This is a genomic window from Hydrogenophaga sp., from assembly GCF_018780385.1.
Classification (GTDB): domain Bacteria; phylum Pseudomonadota; class Gammaproteobacteria; order Burkholderiales; family Burkholderiaceae_C; genus Hydrogenophaga.
The window spans coordinates 80,034-97,788 of record NZ_JADMJO010000035.1 but is presented as its reverse complement, the minus strand read 5'-3'; the positions used below and the strand labels follow the sequence as shown (position 1 = coordinate 97,788).

The 17,755-nt window shown below is 64.4% G+C and carries 19 protein-coding genes; 8 read left to right on the top strand and 11 right to left on the bottom strand.

Going from position 1 to position 17,755, the window contains the following annotated elements:
• Positions 1–3: 3 nt before the first annotated feature.
• From lepB to nagZ, 8 genes are read left to right on the top strand one after another with little or no spacing between them, the layout of a single operon-like run.
• On the top strand, positions 4–969 hold the full coding sequence (gene lepB / locus IV113_RS13705) for a signal peptidase I (protein WP_291085988.1): 966 nt from the start codon (positions 4–6) through the stop codon (positions 967–969).
• 27 nt (positions 970–996) lie between these two features.
• Positions 997–1,344 carry a DUF4845 domain-containing protein gene (locus tag IV113_RS13700; RefSeq protein WP_291085985.1) on the top strand — a complete coding sequence of 116 codons (348 nt, stop codon included), beginning with the start codon at positions 997–999 and terminating at the stop codon, positions 1,342–1,344.
• Between the two features lie 43 nt (positions 1,345–1,387).
• Positions 1,388–2,128 (top strand): ribonuclease III, encoded by a 741-nt coding sequence (gene rnc / locus IV113_RS13695; protein ID WP_291085981.1) that lies wholly within the window; start codon positions 1,388–1,390, stop codon positions 2,126–2,128.
• 4 nt (positions 2,129–2,132) lie between these two features.
• Positions 2,133–3,152: a GTPase Era gene (gene era / locus IV113_RS13690; protein ID WP_291085978.1), complete on the top strand. Its 1,020-nt coding sequence runs from the start codon at positions 2,133–2,135 to the stop codon at positions 3,150–3,152.
• Between the two features lie 19 nt (positions 3,153–3,171).
• Positions 3,172–3,987, top strand: coding sequence for a DNA repair protein RecO (gene recO, locus IV113_RS13685; protein ID WP_291085975.1), 816 nt, complete (start codon positions 3,172–3,174; stop codon positions 3,985–3,987).
• On the top strand, positions 3,984–4,754 hold the full coding sequence (locus IV113_RS13680) for a pyridoxine 5'-phosphate synthase (protein WP_291085972.1): 771 nt from the start codon (positions 3,984–3,986) through the stop codon (positions 4,752–4,754). Before recO ends, IV113_RS13680 begins: the two co-directional genes overlap by 4 nt.
• Complete coding sequence (acpS, locus tag IV113_RS13675; protein ID WP_291085969.1) at positions 4,751–5,143, top strand: holo-ACP synthase; 393 nt, start codon at positions 4,751–4,753, stop codon at positions 5,141–5,143. The genes IV113_RS13680 and acpS overlap by 4 nt, the downstream gene beginning before the upstream one ends.
• 29 nt (positions 5,144–5,172) lie before the next feature.
• Positions 5,173–6,267, top strand: a complete 1,095-nt coding sequence (gene nagZ / locus IV113_RS13670; protein ID WP_291085966.1) for a beta-N-acetylhexosaminidase — start codon at positions 5,173–5,175, stop codon at positions 6,265–6,267.
• A gap of 15 nt (positions 6,268–6,282) precedes the next feature.
• Here the strand turns inward: nagZ and IV113_RS13665 are convergent, their stop codons facing one another.
• The 11 genes from IV113_RS13665 to IV113_RS13615 form a co-directional block, all read right to left on the bottom strand.
• Entirely contained in the window at positions 6,283–6,963 is a 681-nt protein-coding gene (locus tag IV113_RS13665; RefSeq protein WP_291085963.1) for an LON peptidase substrate-binding domain-containing protein, read from the bottom strand.
• Positions 6,960–7,838, bottom strand: coding sequence for an acetyl-CoA carboxylase, carboxyltransferase subunit beta (gene accD, locus IV113_RS13660; RefSeq protein WP_291085960.1), 879 nt, complete (start codon positions 7,836–7,838; stop codon positions 6,960–6,962). The genes IV113_RS13665 and accD overlap by 4 nt, the downstream gene beginning before the upstream one ends.
• A gap of 44 nt (positions 7,839–7,882) precedes the next feature.
• On the bottom strand, positions 7,883–8,692 hold the full coding sequence (gene trpA, locus IV113_RS13655) for a tryptophan synthase subunit alpha (RefSeq protein ID WP_291085957.1): 810 nt from the start codon (positions 8,690–8,692) through the stop codon (positions 7,883–7,885).
• Positions 8,689–9,972, bottom strand: coding sequence for a tryptophan synthase subunit beta (gene trpB / locus IV113_RS13650; RefSeq protein ID WP_291085954.1), 1,284 nt, complete (start codon positions 9,970–9,972; stop codon positions 8,689–8,691). The genes trpA and trpB overlap by 4 nt, the downstream gene beginning before the upstream one ends.
• 43 nt (positions 9,973–10,015) lie before the next feature.
• Entirely contained in the window at positions 10,016–10,693 is a 678-nt protein-coding gene (locus IV113_RS13645; RefSeq protein ID WP_291085951.1) for a phosphoribosylanthranilate isomerase, read from the bottom strand.
• Positions 10,690–11,478: a tRNA pseudouridine(38-40) synthase TruA gene (gene truA / locus IV113_RS13640; protein ID WP_291086119.1), complete on the bottom strand. Its 789-nt coding sequence runs from the start codon at positions 11,476–11,478 to the stop codon at positions 10,690–10,692. Before truA ends, IV113_RS13645 begins: the two co-directional genes overlap by 4 nt.
• A 68-nt stretch (positions 11,479–11,546) precedes the next feature.
• Complete coding sequence (locus IV113_RS13635; protein WP_291085948.1) at positions 11,547–14,219, bottom strand: FimV/HubP family polar landmark protein; 2,673 nt, start codon at positions 14,217–14,219, stop codon at positions 11,547–11,549.
• A 254-nt stretch (positions 14,220–14,473) separates the two neighbouring features.
• Positions 14,474–15,601: an aspartate-semialdehyde dehydrogenase gene (gene asd, locus IV113_RS13630; RefSeq protein WP_291085945.1), complete on the bottom strand. Its 1,128-nt coding sequence runs from the start codon at positions 15,599–15,601 to the stop codon at positions 14,474–14,476.
• Positions 15,602–15,682: 81 nt separating this feature from the next.
• Complete coding sequence (gene leuB, locus IV113_RS13625; RefSeq protein WP_291085942.1) at positions 15,683–16,771, bottom strand: 3-isopropylmalate dehydrogenase; 1,089 nt, start codon at positions 16,769–16,771, stop codon at positions 15,683–15,685.
• Between the two features lie 117 nt (positions 16,772–16,888).
• Positions 16,889–17,542 (bottom strand): 3-isopropylmalate dehydratase small subunit, encoded by a 654-nt coding sequence (gene leuD, locus IV113_RS13620; RefSeq protein WP_291085939.1) that lies wholly within the window; start codon positions 17,540–17,542, stop codon positions 16,889–16,891.
• Between the two features lie 17 nt (positions 17,543–17,559).
• Entirely contained in the window at positions 17,560–17,724 is a 165-nt protein-coding gene (locus IV113_RS13615; protein ID WP_291085936.1) for an entericidin EcnAB, read from the bottom strand.
• Between the last annotated feature and the right edge of the window lie 31 nt (positions 17,725–17,755).

Sequence of the window (17,755 nt, the reverse complement as noted above, 5' to 3'; positions counted from 1 at the left end):
CTCATGGGGACGGTCACTGCGGTGATCCTGGCGGCGTTCGTGGCCTACACGGGCGCTTGGTACACCGGCGTGGTGGAAGGCAACTTCGCCCTCCTGCTGATGTTGGCCACTGTCGTCACCGGTGTGTACTGGTTGGCAGAGAGGGCCGTGTTTCTGCCGCAGCGCCGGCGCGCGGCGGAGCAGTTGCTGTTGGAGCACAACACGCGCAAGGAATCCTTGCTCAAGCAGGGTTTCAGCCAGATTGAGGGTGACGTGGAGCCCGCGCGGCAAAAGCTGCTTGCTCAACCCTGGTGGCTGGACTGGACTGCGGGTCTGTTCCCCGTGATTCTGGCGGTGTTCGTGTTGCGCTCGTTCCTGTTCGAGCCGTTCAAAATCCCGTCGGGCTCCATGATCCCCACCTTGCGGGTGGGTGACCTGATTCTGGTGAACAAATTCCACTACGGTGTTCGCCTGCCGGTGTTCAACACCAAGTTGATCGCCAACAACGAGCCTCAGCGCGGCGACGTGATGGTGTTCCGCTACCCGCCCCAACCCAGCCTGGACTACATCAAGCGAGTGATCGGTGTGCCCGGCGACGAGGTGGCCTACCTGAACAAACAATTGACCGTCAATGGCAAAGTCGTGCCGCGCGTGGCGCAGGCCGATTTTTTTGACAGCGATTCGATGCGCTATTCCAAGCAGTTCGCGGAAACGCTGGACAAGCGCAAGTACAACACCCTCAACGACGACGACCGCCCCGCGTTCATTCCGGGTGCCACCGAATTCCCGTTTGCCGATGGCTGCAAATACACCGTCGAAGGCGTGACCTGCAAGGTGCCGGCGGGTCACTATTTCATGATGGGCGACAATCGGGACAACTCGCTGGACTCGCGCTACTGGGGCTTTGTGCCCGAGCGCAACATCGTCGGCAAGGCCTTCTTCGTCTGGATGAATTTTGGCGACCTGGGGCGCATCGGGTCCTTTGAATAAAAATCACCACCCTTGGAGCATGACGTCATGAAACTGAAGCGACAACAGCAAGGCCTGACTTTCATGGGCCTGATCATCGTGGGCATCTTGCTGGCGTTGGCCGGCGTGGTGTTTGCGCAGCTGGTTCCCACCTACATCGAGTACATCGCCGTGCAGAAGGCGGTGGACAAGGCGGCTGCGGGAACAACGGTGGCTGAAGTGCGCAGTACGTTCGACAAGGCGTCGCAGATTGATGACATTCGCACCATCTCGGGCAAGGACCTGATCGTGGGCAAAGAAGGTGATCGCGTTGTGGTCTCTTTCGCCTACACCCGTGAGGTGCACCTCGCCGGCCCAGCGTATCTGGTCATGAAATACGAAGGCCGCTCGAAGTGACATGCAGCCTGGGCAGGGAGCGCTCGATGGAGCGCCCATATTCTTGAATCCGGAACTTCTGGCGCTGCAACGGCGCCTGCAACACAATTTTGCCAATCCGCGCTTGCTTGAGCGCGCGCTGACTCACCGCAGTTTCACCGCCGACCACAACGAGCGACTTGAATTCCTGGGCGACTCGGTGCTCAACCTGGCCGTCTCCGGGCTCCTGTTCGAAAAACTCAACCAGTTGCCCGAAGGCGACTTGTCCCGCGTTCGCGCCAATCTGGTCAAGCAGGACACCCTGTTCGAGATCGCATCGCGCCTGGATCTGTCGGCCGGTCTTCGGTTGGGTGATGGCGAAAAGCGCTCGGGTGGGCAGAAGCGCCCCTCCATCCTGGCCGATGCGCTCGAAGCGGTGATCGGTGCGGTGTACCTTGACGCAGGCTTTGAAGTGGCTGCCGCGCTGGTGCACCGCCTCTACAGCGGCCTGGAGCTCAACGCGCAGATGAGCGCCATGGGCAAGGACCCCAAGACCGAATTGCAGGAGTGGCTGCAGGGGCGCAAAATGAAGTTGCCGGTCTACCGCGTGGTGGCCACTCTGGGCGAGGCGCACAAACAGACCTTTGATGTGGAGTGCACCGTGACCGAAACCGGCCGCAGCGAGCGCGGCATCGGGGCGTCGCGGCGAGCTGGTGAGCAAGCTGCCGCCGCGGCCATGTTGCAGCACCTCACCGCCGATCCCAAGCAGGCCGATGCCTTGCCCCCCGCGACCGCCGATGTCGCCCCTTCCGCCAAGGTACCTTGAAGCCATGCCCCGCACACCTGTGAATCCTCCGTCCAATCCCGATCTTGATGCCATGCTGGCCAAGGCCTTGAGCAAGGAAACAGCCATTGGGCCAACGGACGAACCCGCCGAGTCCACCGGCGATGCAGCCGACGTCGATCCCACCGAGCAACGCTGCGGCTATGTGGCCATCGTCGGCAAGCCCAACGTGGGCAAGTCGACCTTGCTCAACGCCTTGGTGGGGCAGAAAGTCAGCATCACCTCGCGCAAGGCGCAGACCACTCGCCACCGCATCACCGGCATGCGCACCGTGGGCCCCACGCAGTTCATCTTTGTGGACACCCCGGGCTTCCAGACCCGCCACGGCAACGCGCTGAACCGCGCGCTGAACAAGACCGTGATGGGCGCCGTGAGCGACGTGGACCTGATCCTCTTCGTGGTGGAGGCTGGGCATTTCAATCTGGCCGACGCCAAGGTGCTGTCGCTGCTGCCGGCCAATGTGCCGGTGATCCTGCTGGCCAACAAGTTCGACCTGGTGCACCGCCGTGGTGACCTGGCACCGTGGCTGCGCTCCATGCAGGAGCGCCACCCGTTCACCGAGTTCGTACCCATGTCGGCCAAGACCGCCAAGGACATCGAGCGCCTGTTCGGCATCTGCGAGAAGTTCCTGCCGCAGCAGCCCTGGATGCACGATCCTGACGACCTGACCGACCGCAGCGAGCGCTTCATGGCCAGCGAGATGGTGCGCGAAAAACTCTTCCGGCTCACCGGCGACGAGTTGCCCTACACCTCGACCGTGATCATCGACAAGTTCGAGGAAGAGGGCTCGCTCAAACGCATTGCCGCCACCATCGTGGTGGAGCGCGAAGGCCACAAGGGCATGGTGATTGGCGAGGGTGGCGAGAAACTCAAGCGCATCGGCACCGAGGCGCGCCAGGAGCTCGAAAAACTCTGGGACTGCAAGGTGTTCCTGGAGCTGTGGGTGAAGGTGCGCTCGGGCTGGGCCGATGATGACGCCCGCGTGCGTTCATTCGGCTACGAGTGAGCCGCCGGCTGCTTGACCCGTGGCCCTGAAACGCGTCGCCGAAGAACCTGCCTTCGTGCTGCACCGCTACGACTGGAGCGAAACCAGTCTGGTGCTTGAGGTCTTCACCCGCCACCATGGCCGCATCGCGCTGGTGGCCAAAGGCGTGAAACGGCCCACCTCCCAGTTCCGCCCCGTACTGCTGCCCCTGCAGCCCCTGCAGGTGTCGTGGACGGGTGACGCCGAGGTGCGCACGCTCAAGTCGGCGCAATGGCAGGGCGGGCATGTGATGCCCACTGGCGAGGCGCTGATCTCGGGCAGCTACCTCAACGAACTGCTCATGCGCCTGCTGGCGCGCGACGATCCGCACGAGCGCCTGTTCGACCACTTCACCACAGCCGTGCAGCTGCTCGCCGAGAAGAGCGATGCGCAGCAGCTGATCCTGCGGGCGTTCGAGTTGCTGCTGCTGCGCGATGTGGGTTTGTTGCCCGACTTGGCGCAGGAGGCCAACACGCTGGCGCCCCTCGACCCGGAAGCGCTTTATGTACTGACCCCCGAGAGCGGCCTGCGCGCCGCGCACGCGGACGACGCGCATCCGCTGAGCGGTGACCAGTGGCTGGGCCTGCAAGCCGCCATGGATGGTCCGGCACCCTTCATTGCAACGCTGCGGGCCTGCGTCAGTGCGCTGCAAGCCCTGCGCCCGCAGCTGCGCCATTTGCTGCACTACCATTGCGGCGTGCGGGTGTTCAAGACGCGGCAACTCATGCTGGATGTGCAAGCGATGACGCGGCCCCGTTCCACCGTGGCACCCGTACAGGGTGAAGCGGCAAACTCCAACCCCGAGCCCTCCCCATGAACGCGGCCACCACCCCACACCTGCGCACCGCGCTGTCCGTCAACCTCAACAAGGTGGCCCTGGTGCGCAACACCCGCCACCTCGGCATTCCATCGGTCACCCGTGCAGCCACGCTCTGCCTGCAGGCCGGTGCGCATGGCATCACCGTGCATCCGCGTCCGGACGAGCGCCACATCCGCGCGCACGACGTGCACGACCTGTCCGAACTCATGAAGGCGTGGCCGGACCGTGAATACAACATCGAAGGCAACCCCTTCCACAACCTCATGGGCTTTGTGCGCGAGGTGCGGCCCCACCAGGTCACGTTCGTGCCCGACAGCGAGGGGCAGTTCACCAGCGACCACGGTTGGAGTTTCCCTGCCGATGCCGATCGCCTGCGCCCGTTGATCGACGAGTGTCATGTGCTGGGTGTGCGGGTGAGCCTGTTCATGGACGCCGATGCCCTCCAGATGGTCGGCGCCAAGGCCGTGGGCGCCGATCGTGTGGAGCTCTACACCGAGCCTTATGCCGCCGCGTGGCACACGCCGCAGCGGGCTGAGCAGCTCGAGCGTTTTCGCGCTGCCGCGCAGGCCGCGCTGGATGCCGGGTTGGGCGTGAACGCCGGGCACGATCTGAACCGCGAGAACCTCACCGCGTTTCTGCGCGCGGTGCCCGGTGTGAGCGAGGTCTCGATCGGGCACGCCTTGATGGCCGATGCGCTGGAGCTGGGCTACAGCACCACCATCGCTGAGTACAACCGCTGCATCGCCGAGGCCTCTGATCGATGATCTACGGTATCGGCACCGACATCTGCGACATCCGCCGCATCCAGGCGACGTTCGAGCGCCAGGGCGAACGCTTCGTGCGCAAGGTGCTGAGCGACGCCGAGTTCGATGTGTGGCAGAAACGCAGCGCGCGTTGGCCCCAGCGCGGCTTGCGCTTTCTTGCCACGCGTTTTTCCGCCAAGGAAGCCTTTTCCAAGGCCATCGGCCTCGGCATGCGCATGCCCATGACCTGGCGGGGCTGCGAGATCGCCAACCTGCCCAGTGGACAGCCGGTCATCGTGCTGCACGGCGAGCTCAAGACCTGGTTTGAAGCCAAGGGCCTGCGTGCGCATGTGACCTTGACCGACGAGACCGACTACGCTGCCAGCTTCGTCATCGTTGAACGCGATTGACGGCGACCCAACCTTTGACATCCGCCCCCATGAATCCACACGCCCCCCTCATCATCGACGTGGCTGGCCACAGCCTCACCACCACCGACCGCCAGCGGCTGGCCCACCCCTTGGTCGGTGGCGTGATCCTGTTTGGCCGCAACTGGCACAACCGGGTGCAACTCACGCAGTTGTGCCGCCAGATCAAGGCCGTGCGGCCCGACCTGCTGATCGCAGTGGACCACGAAGGTGGCCGCGTGCAGCGATTCCGCACCGACGGCTTCACCCACCTGCCACCGATGGCCGCACTGGGCGCCTTGGCCATGCGCCCGGCCAAGGCTGGCGAGCCCGAAGGTGTCGCCACCTTGCAGGCCTGCAACGCGGCCACCGCCGCCGGTTATGTGTTGGGTGCCGAGCTGCGCGCATGCGGTGTCGACCTGAGCTTCACACCCGTTCTGGACCTCGATTTTGGCGAGAGTTCGGTGATTGGTGACCGCTCTTTCGGCCGCGATCCGCGCATCGTCACGCTGCTCGCGCAGACGGTGATGCACGGCCTGTTGCAAAGCGGCATGGGCAACTGCGGTAAACACTTTCCGGGCCATGGTTTCGTCAAGGCCGATTCACACCTCGCCGTCCCTGTTGACCGGCGCAGCCTGAAAGCCATCCTGGCTGAGGACGCTGCGCCCTACGGCTGGCTTTCGGCCAGCCTGCAAGCGGTGATGCCGGCCCACGTGATCTACCCCAAGGTCGACCAACGCCCAGCCGGTTTCTCTGCACGATGGCTGCAGGAGGTGCTGCGCCATCGCCTGGGCTTCACCGGCGCCATCTTCAGTGACGACCTCAGCATGGCCGCGGCGCGGCAGATCGATGGTCAGGCGGTGAGCTTCACCACTGCTGCACTGGCCGCCTTGCAAGCAGGCTGCGACATGGTCTTGCTGTGCAACCAGTCGGTGGAAGAGGGAGGGGCACCGATCGACGAAGCCATCAACGATTTGTCGAAGGCTTGCCTGCAGGGCGACTGGGTGCCCAACCCGGCCAGCGAAGAGCGGCGCCTGGCCTTGCTGCCGCGTGCTGCGGCGCGCGATTGGGATGCGTTGATGGTGGGAGAGCGCTACATGCAGGCGCTCTCGCTGCTGCCCGATTGAGGCAGGGCGCGGGGATCAGTTCTCCAGACCCAGCTTGTCCAGCAGGTCCGATACCAGTTCCAGACGCAGCAGCGGGTTGTCCAGCGCCATCAAGCGCTGCTTGAGTTCGGCCGGTGTCGGCAGCAACTCGGCCCAACGGTTGGCCACCCAGCCGCTGTCGTCCCAGTGGTAAGGCGGTTGCAGTGGCAACTGGTCCAGGCTCTCGGGGTCGCGCTCCTGCAGGTTGTGCAGCAGGCGCTTCAGCGCATCGCGGGTGTTCGCCAGGTCGGACGGCACGGCCACGATCGACTCCGGCTCGTCCAGCGTCACGTCGGCCACCCACAGGCCATGCGGCAGCTGGCTGCGGCGGTTGATGTGGAAACGCTGCAGGCCGCGGCACTTGATCACCATGAGCCCGGGCTGAGGGCGGTCCAGACTTTCGATGTGGGCCAGCGTGCCCACCCCGTGAAACACTTCCTTGGCGAAGCTGTCACCGGTGGGTGCTGCCGAGGGATTGACCCGGCGCACCTCGCTGCCTTCGCTCAGGCAGACCACACCAAACGGCGCACCCGCCTTGTGGCAGCGGCCGATCATGTCGAGGTAACGAACCTCGAAGATGCGAAGCGGCAACCACCCGCCAGGAAACAGGACGGTCTGCAGCGGAAACAGGGGAAGCTGAGACAGCGTGAGCGCCCCGGCCGCGGGCTCGGAACTCAATCGTTGACCACCGCGTCGGCGCTCTGGCGCTGCAGCATGGCCAAAGTGTTGGCGATGGTGGCTCGCAGCTCGCGCCGGTCGGAGATGAAATCGACCGCGCCTTTGGTCTGCAGGAACTCGGCGCGCTGGAAGCCTTCGGGCAGCTTCACCCGCACGGTGTTTTCGATCACGCGAGGGCCGGCAAAGCCGATCAGCGCCTTGGGCTCGGCGATCACCACGTCGCCCAGGAAGGCGAAGCCCGCGCTCACGCCGCCCATGGTCGGGTCGGTGAGCACGCTGATGTAGGGCAGGCCCTTCTTGGCCAGACGCGTGAGGGAGGCGTTGGTCTTGGCCATCTGCATGAGAGAGAGCAGGCCCTCCTGCATGCGCGCGCCACCGGTGGCAGTGAAACACACGAACGGCACTTTTTGCGCAATGGCTTCTTCGACGCCACGCACGAAGCGCTCGCCGACCACCGAACCCATGGAGCCGCCCATGAAGTCGAATTCAAAGCACGCCACCACCAGGCTGATGCCGTGCACCGCGCCGCCCATGACGATCAGCGCATCGGTCTCTCCGGTGGTCTCGAGTGCGTCTTTCAGGCGCTCGGGGTACTTGCGGCTGTCCTTGAACTTGAGGGCGTCGACGGGCAGCACTTCCTGGGCGAGTTCGTAGCGGCCTTCGGCATCCAGAAACGCGTTGAGCCGCGCGCGCGCGCCAATCCGGTGGTGGTGGGTGCAGTGCGGGCAGACGTTCTGGTTCTTCTCCAGATCGTTCTTGTAGAGCACGGCCTCGCAGCTGGGGCACTTGATCCACAAGCCCTCGGGCACGCTGCGGCGCTCGGTCGGGTCGGTGGGGGTGATCTTGGGGGGCAGCAGTTTTTCGAGCCAGGACATGTGGTTTTCTCCATGCGGTGGCGCCCCAAGGACGCCACCCGGAATTATGCGTCGAGTGCCTTGCGGATCGTGCGAATGAAGTTGGACGCCACGGCCACCACTTTTTCGTGCGGTTCGTTGTCGATCAACTGGATGATCTTGCTGCCGATCACCACGGCATCGGCCGCACGGCTGATGGCGCGCGCAGTTTCCGCGTCCCGGATGCCGAAGCCCACGCCCACGGGCACGCTCACATGCGAGCGGATGCGCGGCAACATGGCCTCGACCTGACCCACATCGAGCGTGCCGGCACCAGTGACGCCCTTGAGCGACACGTAGTACACATAACCAGTGGCCACACGCGCCACCTGCGCCATGCGCTCGTCGGTGGAGGTGGGAGCGAGCAGGAAGATCAGGTCCATGCCGTGTTCGCGCAGCGAGGCGGCAAAGTCTTCGCACTCCTCGGGCGGGTAGTCGACGATCAGCACACCGTCCACACCGGCGGCCGATGCGTCGCGCACGAAGGCGCCCGCGCCGTGCTTCTGGTCATAGCGCTCGACTGGGTTGGCGTAGCCCATGAGCACCACGGGCGTGGTGTCGTTGCGCTCGCGGAAGGTGCGCACCATGGCAATGACCTGGGTCAGGCCAATGCCGGCCGCCAGCGCGCGATCACCTGCCTTCTGAATTACCGGGCCATCGGCCGAGGGGTCGGAGAACGGCACGCCGAGTTCGATCACGTCGGCACCGGCCTCGGCCATGCCGTGCATCAGGTCGGGCGTGATGTCGGCGTAAGGGAAACCGGCGGTGACGAAGGGGATCAGGGCCTTGCGGTCCTGCTTCTTCAGCGCGGCAAAGGTCGCATCGATACGGCTCATTTTTTCACCTCGATGGTGGCAACGCTGCCTTTGACCGACTGCCCGCGGCAGCTCGGTCGACAATAAAAATCGGCGCTGGACAGGTCGGCCACGGTGCCGATGTCCTTGTCGCCCCGGCCCGAGAGGTTGACCAGGATCGACTGGTCGGGCTTCATGGTCTTGGCCAACTTCATGGCGTAGGCCACGGCATGGCTCGACTCAAGCGCGGGGATGATGCCTTCGGTGCGGCACAGGTAATGGAACGCTTCCAACGCCTCGGCATCGGTGATGCCCACGTACTCGGCGCGGCCGATGTCCTTGAGGAACGCATGCTCCGGTCCGACACCGGGATAGTCCAGACCGGCGCTCACGCTGTGCGTTTCGGTCACCTGACCGTTGTCGTCCTGCAGCACATAGGTGCGGTTGCCGTGCAGCACGCCCGGGCTGCCCTTTTGCAACGAGGCCGAGTGTTTTCCGCTCTCCATGCCTTCGCCGGCGGCTTCCACACCGATCAGGCGCGTTTTCTCGTGCTCAATGTAGGGGTAGAAGATGCCCATGGCGTTACTGCCACCACCCACGCAGGCGATCACCGCGTCGGGCTGCTCGTTCTTGCAGCCGGCGTCGGCCAGCATCTCGGGCATCTGCACCAGGCATTCCTCGCCGATCACGCTCTGGAAGTCGCGCACCATCATCGGGTACGGGTGCGGGCCCGCCACGGTGCCGATGATGTAGAAGGTGTTGTCCACGTTGGCCACCCAGTCGCGCATGGCCTCGTTGAGCGCGTCTTTCAGCGTGCGGCTGCCGGAATCGACCGGCACAACGGTCGCACCCAGCAGCTTCATCCGGTAGACGTTGGGGCTCTGTCGCTTGACGTCTTCGCTGCCCATGTAAACCACGCATTCCAGGCCGTAGCGCGCGCAGATGGTGGCGGTGGCCACACCGTGCTGGCCGGCGCCCGTCTCGGCAATGATGCGCGGCTTGCCCATGCGCCTGGCCAGCATGGCTTGGCCGATGGTGTTGTTGATCTTGTGTGCGCCGGTGTGGTTGAGGTCTTCGCGTTTCAGGAAGATCTGCGCGCCGCCCGCTTCACGGCTCATGCGCGCGGCGTGGTAGACCGGGCTGGGCCGGCCCACGAAATGCGCGAGCTCGCTCCTGAATTCAGCGAGGAACTCGGGATCGTGCTGGTACTTCGCGTACGCAGCCTTGAGTTCGTTGATCGCGTGGGTGAGCGTTTCGCTCACGAAGCTGCCGCCGTAAATGCCGAAGTGGCCGCGGGCGTCGGGTTGTTGGTAAGTCTGCATGGAGTGATCTCGGTTCGGCTGCCCAACCCAAGATCGGGGACGATCAGGGCAGGCGGGAAAGGTGTTCATCGGCTGCGCGAACGGCAGCGATGAAGGCGTTCATGAGGTCCGGGCTTTTGATGCCCTTGGACACCTCGACGCCGGAACTCACATCAACGGCCCAGGGCCGCACGCACGTGATGCCATCGGTCACGTTTGCAGGCGTGAGTCCACCAGACAAAACGAGGCGAGAGCTGGCGTTTAGAAGCGGGTGTGACCAAGGAAATGCCGTCCAGTCGAAGGATTGACCTCCGCCGCCGTAGCCTTCGACATGAGCGTCGAGCAGGAGGGCCTGGGCTGCCGAGAAGTCAGAGGCGTATTTTAGGAGATCGAAGCCATGCCCGGCGGGTCCTGCGGGTATGCGTGCCGCGCGCATGAAGGGCCGGCCTGCTGCCAGGCAGTCGTCGGGCGACTCGTCACCGTGGAATTGCAGCAAGGCGTTGGGAACTTCAGCACACGCCCGTTGGATGTGCTCGGGGCTGGCGTTGACGAACAGCAGCACCGGCGTGACGAAGGGCGGCAGGCGCCGGGCCAGTTCGCCGGCGCGCTCGGGCGTGATGTGGCGCGGGCTCTTGTCGTACAGCACGAAGCCCACGGCATCGGCGCCGGCACGGGCGGCCGCGTCCACATCGACCTCGCGCGTGAGGCCGCAAATCTTGATGCGGGTGCGGTGAGCGTTCATGGCAACCAGTCGAAGGTGGGCGTGCGCTGTGGCAAGCCCCATGCTGGATCGTAGACCGGTCCGAGGAAATACAGGCCGTCAGGGGAAAAGGTGGGGGCGGCCACATCACGGCTGCGAGCGAGCAGGACCTCGGTCATCCACTCGGGAGGACGGCTTCCGATGCCAATAGTGATCAGGCAGCCCATGATGTTGCGGATCATGTGGTGCAGGAAAGCCGACGCCTCGAACTCGAAGCGCCAGTAGGCGCCGCGACGCGTGACCTCGGCGCGCATCAGGTGCTTGACCGGCGAATGGGCCTGGCACTGGGCGGCACGGAAGGAGGAGAAATCGTGTTCGCCCACCAGCGCCTGCGCCGCTTGCACCATCGGCTCCAGAGCCAACGGGCGAAACACCCAGCCCACTTGGCCGGCGTCCACGCTGGGACGCACGGGGGATTCGAGCAGCACGTACGCATAGCGACGCGAGCGAGCGCTGCCGCGAGCGTGAAAGCTGCTGTCGACGTGACGCGCCCACTGGATCGCGATGTCGGGGGGCAAGAAGCTGTTGGTGCCCCGTACCCAAGCGTTTTCGTCGCGATCCAGCGGGGTGTCGAAGTGCACCACCTGCATGAGACCGTGCACGCCAGAGTCGGTGCGACCAGCACACAGGGTCTTGATGGGGTCAACGGCCCCGAAGCGGGTGAGGGCCTGCTCCAGTTTGTCCTGCACGGTTTGACCCCCCAGCTGACTCTGCCAGCCTTCGTAAGCCCGGCCGTTGTAGCTCACACCCAAGGCGATGCGAGTCACGTCAGGCACGGGATTCTGCGAGGTCTGTTGCTGGCTCGAAGGGTTTGGTTCGTCGCTGGCCGAGTGGCTCAAGCCAGATCGGCCAGGAAGGTGCCTGCCTTGTTCTTGAGCGAACCAGACGCTTCCGCAAGCACTTCTTCGGCCAGCGATCGTGCACCTTCGAAGTCACCAATTGCGCGGAATTCCTCGGCCAAGGAGAGCTTGGTTTCCAGGGGGTTCTCCTGGCCCGACACATCGTTGGACGCATGGGTGTCCTCGGCCGGCGAGTCCAGATCGAGATTGAGGTCGTTCAGATCAAACGTCATCAACTCGGGCGAGCCGCCCACGGCTGCCTTCGTGGTGGGCGCTGGAGAGGTCGCTTCGTCGGGAAAATCCATGTCGAGACCGAAATCCGGTGCTTCCTCGCTCAGGTCGAAAGTAGGCGCGTTCTGAGCAGCCTGCATGGCAGGGGAGGCATCTCCGGGTGCCGGGGTTGCGTTGAATGCCGTCGTTTGCAAGTGATCGGGCTGTGACGGAAAGTCGAGGTCGAAGTCCATCGACATGGACGAAGGGCCCGACGCCTCAGCCGCTTTGCTGGTCAATGCTTCCGTGGCCTGCAGGTCTCCCATGTCCGACATGGCAGCATCGCGCGCCATGCTGGCCGGGGTTGCGTCGATGTGTTCTTCCGGTTGGGGCTCGTCCAGCGAGAAATCCAGATCGAGATCGAGGTCGCTCGTGCCTGCGGCTTGAGCACCTGAAGAGTCTGACATCGTGCTGCTTGCGAACGGCATGGTATTGGCACCCGCACCCACAAAGCTTTCCACGGCGCCAGACTTGGTGAGGGGTTTGCCTCCCGGCTGGTACAGGGGGTTGCTCGGATCCAGTTCTTTGCCCAGTTCGCACGCGCGATCCCACTCGGGGCCCTGGCCTTGTGTCAGGCCAAACGCTTCGGTGGCCACCACTTCGAAGGCCCTGGCGTCGCGCCGCTTGGCATAGATCTCCAGCAGCTTGTTGTGAATGGCCACGCGGGTCGGCGTGCTGCGCATCGCTTCTTTGAGAATTTCCTCGGCCTGCAGATCGCGTCCGTAGGCGAGGTACACGTCCGCCTCTGCCACGGGATCCACATCGCCTGCCGCATCGAGCTGGCTGGGTGAATACACCATTGAAGATCCGGAGGCGACGGACTCTGCCGTGTCGATGCGCTGCCCACCGCTGGAACCGAAGAACGAGTCGGGTTGCAACCGGCTTTCCAGGAACGAGCTGTCGACACTGGAGCCACCTTTGCGCTGACGCATGCGGTAGATGCCGAAGCCGGCCAGCAGGGCCAACAGGCCGCCAGCCAGCGGCAGCACCAAGGGGTTGTCCCGCAGCTGGTCAATGAACGAAGGCTCGTCTGGCAGCGGCACGGGTGCTGGTGGAGGTGCCTGGGGGGTTGGCGTCGGAGTTGGGGCCGGAGCCGGTGCATCCGCAGCCACTGGCGGCGCAGCTGGCGACGCTGCCGGCGTGGCGGTGTCGGGCGTTGGCGTTGCGGCGGTCACTGCTGGTGCGGGGCTGGCCGCCGGCGTGGCAGGTGTTGCCGGTGCGGCCGGCGTCGCAGCAGGAGCGGTGGCTGCAGGCGCCGTGGCTCCAGGTGCGGGCGTGCCGAGTTTGGACAGTTCTTCGATGTTGCGCGAGAGCTCGGCCACGCGGGTCGATGCTTCCTTGGCCTGGCGATCCTTGGCGATCTGTTCTTCGCTGGCAGTTTGCGCGGGTGTCGCGCCTTTGGACAGCGTGAGCTTGTCCGCAGCGGGTGCCGCAGGGGCCGCGTCTTTAACTTCAGTCTGCACGCGTCCGGCCGCTTGGCGGTCCGCAACGCCAACCTCAGCCTCCGGTGCAGCACCGGCCAGACGCCGGCGGAAATCGTTGAAATCGCGACTTTGGGCTGCGATTGTTTGCCGGGCCTCACCAGCGTTGACGGCCCCCGCCTGGTCGGCCGTCGGGAGATCGACCACTGCGCCGGCCTTGATCCGGTTGACGTTGCCACCGATGAAAGCGTTCGGGCTGGAACGAAGCATGGCAACGAGCATCTGGTCCAACGACACGTTGGCTGGTTTGTTGGCTGCTGCAATGCGGCCGGCGGTGTCTCCTGCCTGGACACGCACTTGTCCGCCACCGGCGGACCCGGTGGGGGCCGGGCTTGGGGTTGCGCGTGGGGGCTGTGCAGGTGCCGCCTGCTCAGGAGCTGCTGGGCGGCTCACCGAAGGTGCCGGGGTGGCTTGCGCCACCGGCGGCGGCAGTGGCGTGCTGGGCAGCACTGGCTGGGCACGGGTGGACGCTGGCGGTGAACTCACGCCGGGTGCAACAGGAGCGGGCCGAGGCGCGGGGCGCAGGTTGGGTGGATCAAAAAGGAGGGTGTAGTCGCGAACGATGCGACCGGATGCCCAATTGGCCTCCACGATCAAGTCCACGAAAGGCTCGTTCACCGGGCGGGGACTGGTCAGTCGAAGGAATGACCGACCATCCGCTCGCTTTTGCAGCGAAATCTGCAGCCCGGCCAATGCCGCGTTCATCTCCATTCCGGAGCCCCGGAACGTTTCGGCAGATGCCAGTCCCACCCGAAGGCTGGCCGCCTCTTCAGCGTTGATGTCTGGAACGTCGATCTCCGCTCTCAGGGGTTCGCCGAGCGCAGATTGCACAACCACACGACCCAACGCCAGCGCTTGAGCAGCACCATGGTGCGTGAGCGAGGCACACAGCAAGGCGGCCGCGGCGATTGCTTGCAAGCCACCAAACCCGGTGATTTGTCGCACCTGGCGCGCCGATTGAAATGGGGTAGGGCGGGGTTTGAATGGCACTTGGACCTCGAAGGAAAAAACCTAATTTTGACCTTAACATCAACGGATTACGGTGACAAGCTGAGAATCCGCTTGAGTTTCCCAGCCCACCGTTTGTCGTGTTTGGTCCTCGAATTTGCGTTGCTGACTTGCAACGCACCATTTCCATGCCGCGCCACCCCTGCGCCCGACCCAGCGGGCGTTCAGGCGTCCAGCAGGATTCGCAACATGCGCCGCAGCGGCTCCGCTGCGCCCCACAGCAACTGGTCACCAATGGTGAATGCGCCCAGGTATTCGGGGCCCATGGCCAGCTTGCGGATGCGACCGACCGGAATCGTCATCGTGCCGGTCACGGCCACCGGGGTCAGGTCCTTGACCGTGGCCTCGCGCGTGTTCGGCACCACTTTGACCCAGGCGTTGTCGGCCGCGATCATGGCTTCAATATCGGCCACGGGCACGTCCTTCTTGAGCTTGAAGGTCAGGGCCTGGCTGTGGCAGCGCATGGCGCCCACGCGCACACAGAAGCCGTCCACCGGAATGGCCGGCGCGCTGAAGCCCTCGCCCATGCCGAGGATCTTGTTGGTCTCGGCCATGCCTTTCCACTCTTCCTTGGACATGCCGTTGCCCAGGTCCTTGTCGATCCAGGGAATCAGGGAACCACCGAGCGGCACGCCGAAGTTGGCGGTTTCGGCACCGTTGAGAGAACGCTGCTTGGCGATCACCTTGCGGTCGATCTCCAGAATGGCGCTCTTGGGGTCGTCCAGCAGGGCCTTCACTTCGGCGTTGAGCGTGCCGTATTGCGTGAGCAGCTCGCGCATGTGTTGTGCACCGCCGCCCGATGCGGCCTGGTAGGTCTGCGTGCTCATCCACTCGACCAGACCCGCCTTGTACAGTGCACCCACGCCCATGAGCATGCAGCTCACGGTGCAGTTGCCGCCGATCCAGTCCTTGCCGCCGTGGGCCAGCGCGTTCTGGATCACGGGCAGGTTGACCGGGTCCAGGATGATGACGGCGCTCTTGTCCATGCGCAGCGTGGACGCGGCATCGATCCAGTGGCCGTTCCAGCCGGCGGCGCGCAGCTTGGGATAGACCTCGCTGGTGTAGTCGCCGCCCTGGGCGGTGATGACGATGTCGCAGCGCTTGAGGGCCGCGATGTCGTGCGCGTCCTGCAGCGTGGTTTCGTTCTTCGCCATGGCAGGGGCTTTGCCGCCTGCGTTGGAGGTGGAGAAGAACAGCGGTTCGATCAGGTCGAAGTCGCTTTCCGCGACCATGCGGTCCATCAGCACGGAACCGACCATGCCGCGCCAGCCTACGAGTCCTACGAGTTTCATGTCAACGCCCTTTAAAAGTTGAAAAACCTTTTGAGCCCCGGCTCGTCGTGCCGGGGAGGGGCGTGACGAACCGGAGCTGGATCAGCCCTTGGTAATGGTTTTGGTGATGGCGGCCACGACGGCATCGCCCATGCCGCGGGTGCTCACCTTGGTCGTGCCTTCAGACCAGATGTCGGTCGTGCGCAAGCCGGACGCAAGCACGCTGCTCACCGCATGTTCAATGCGGTCGGCGGCTTCGGTCTGGTTGAAAGTGAATTTGAGCATCATGGCAGCGGACAGTATTGTAGCCAGAGGATTGGCCAGGTTCTTGCCGGCGATGTCCGGCGCGCTGCCGTGGCTGGGTTCGTACAGGCCCTGGTTCTTCGTGTTCAGCGAGGCCGAGGGCAGCATGCCGATGGAGCCGGTGAGCATGGAGGCCTCGTCGGACAGGATGTCGCCGAACATGTTGCCGGTGACGACCACGTCGAACTTCTTGGGCGCGCGCACCAGTTGCATGGCCGCGTTGTCCACGTACATGTGCTCCAGCTCCACGTCGGGGTACTGGGCGTGCACCTCGGTGACCACGTCCTTCCAGAACTGGAAGGTCTCCAGCACGTTGGCCTTGTCTACGCTGGTCACCTTCTTGTTGCGCTTGCGCGCGGCCTGGAAGGCCACGTGGGCGATGCGCTCGATCTCGGGCTTGCTGTAGCGCATGGTGTCGAAGGCTTCCTCCGCGCCGGGGAAGTGCCCGTCGGTGGCGGTGCGGCGGCCGCGTGGCTGGCCGAAATAGATGTCGCCGGTGAGCTCGCGGATGATGAGGATGTCCAGACCCGAGATGATCTCGGGCTTGAGGCTGGATGCGCCCACCAGCTCGGGGTAACAGATGGCGGGGCGGAAGTTGGCGAACAGACCCATGTGCTTGCGCAGGCCCAGGATGGCCTGCTCCGGGCGCAGCGGGCGGTCCAGCTTGTCGTACTTCCAGTCGCCGACGGCGCCGAACAGCACGGCGTCGGCGTCCATCGCCAGCTTGAGCGTGGCTTCGGGCAGCGGATGCCCGTGTGCTTCATAAGCCGCGCCGCCCACCAGGGCCGATTCCATTTCGATGGGCAACTCGAGTGCTTCAAGCACCCGCACGGCCTCGGCGACGATTTCGGTGCCGATGCCGTCACCCGGAAGAACTGCGATTTTCATGTTGGAAGTAGAAGAAGGAGATTCAGAAACACCGCGGAACCGGCTTTGCCGGGCCGCAGGTGTTGCCCCCTTGAGGGGGGATGTGGCTACACGAAGTGAGCAAGCGACGGGGGTGGGTCAGGCCACCGGCATGGTGTGCGCGAGCCAGGGCTTGGTGGCCAGGCGCTCGGCTTCGAACGCCGCGATCTTGTCCTTGTAGCGCAAGGTCAGGCCGATGTCGTCCAGGCCATTGATCAGGCAGAACTTGCGGAACGCCTGCACCTCGAACGGCAGCTCTTCGCCTTGCGGCTTGACGATCACCTGTCGCTCGAGATCGACGGTCAACTCGTAGCCGGGGAAGGCCGCCACCTCGTCGAACAATTGCGCCACCTGGGCTTCGGGCAACTGGATGGGCAGCAAGCCGTTCTTGAAGCAGTTGTTGAAGAAGATGTCGGCATAGCTCGGCGCAATGATGGCGCGGAAGCCATACTGGTCGATGGCCCAGGGTGCGTGCTCGCGGCTCGATCCGCAGCCGAAGTTCTTGCGCGCCAGCAGCACCGACGCACCCGCGTAGCGCGGCTGGTTGAGCACGAAATCGGGGTTGGGCTTGCGGCTGGTCGGGTCTTGTCCCGGCTCGCCCTTGTCGAGGTAGCGCCACTCGTCAAACAGGTTTTCGCCGAAGCCGGTCTTGCGGATCGACTTCAGGAACTGCTTCGGGATGATGGCGTCGGTGTCCACGTTCTCGCGGTCCATCGGGGCCACCAGGCCCTTGTGGAGGGTGAATTTTTGCATGGTGTGGTCCGCGGGCGTTACTTGGCGACGCCCTGAATTTTCTCGCCGGCCTTTTCAATGCCCTTGCCCGCGGCTGTACCGACTTCCTTGGCGTCCTGCTTGACGCCGGACCAGGTGTTGCATCCCGCCAGCGTGAGCGACAGGGTTGCGAGTGCGACTGCGATCCAGGCAATGCGTTTCATGTGGGTCTCCTGAGGTTGGTTGTGGGATGGG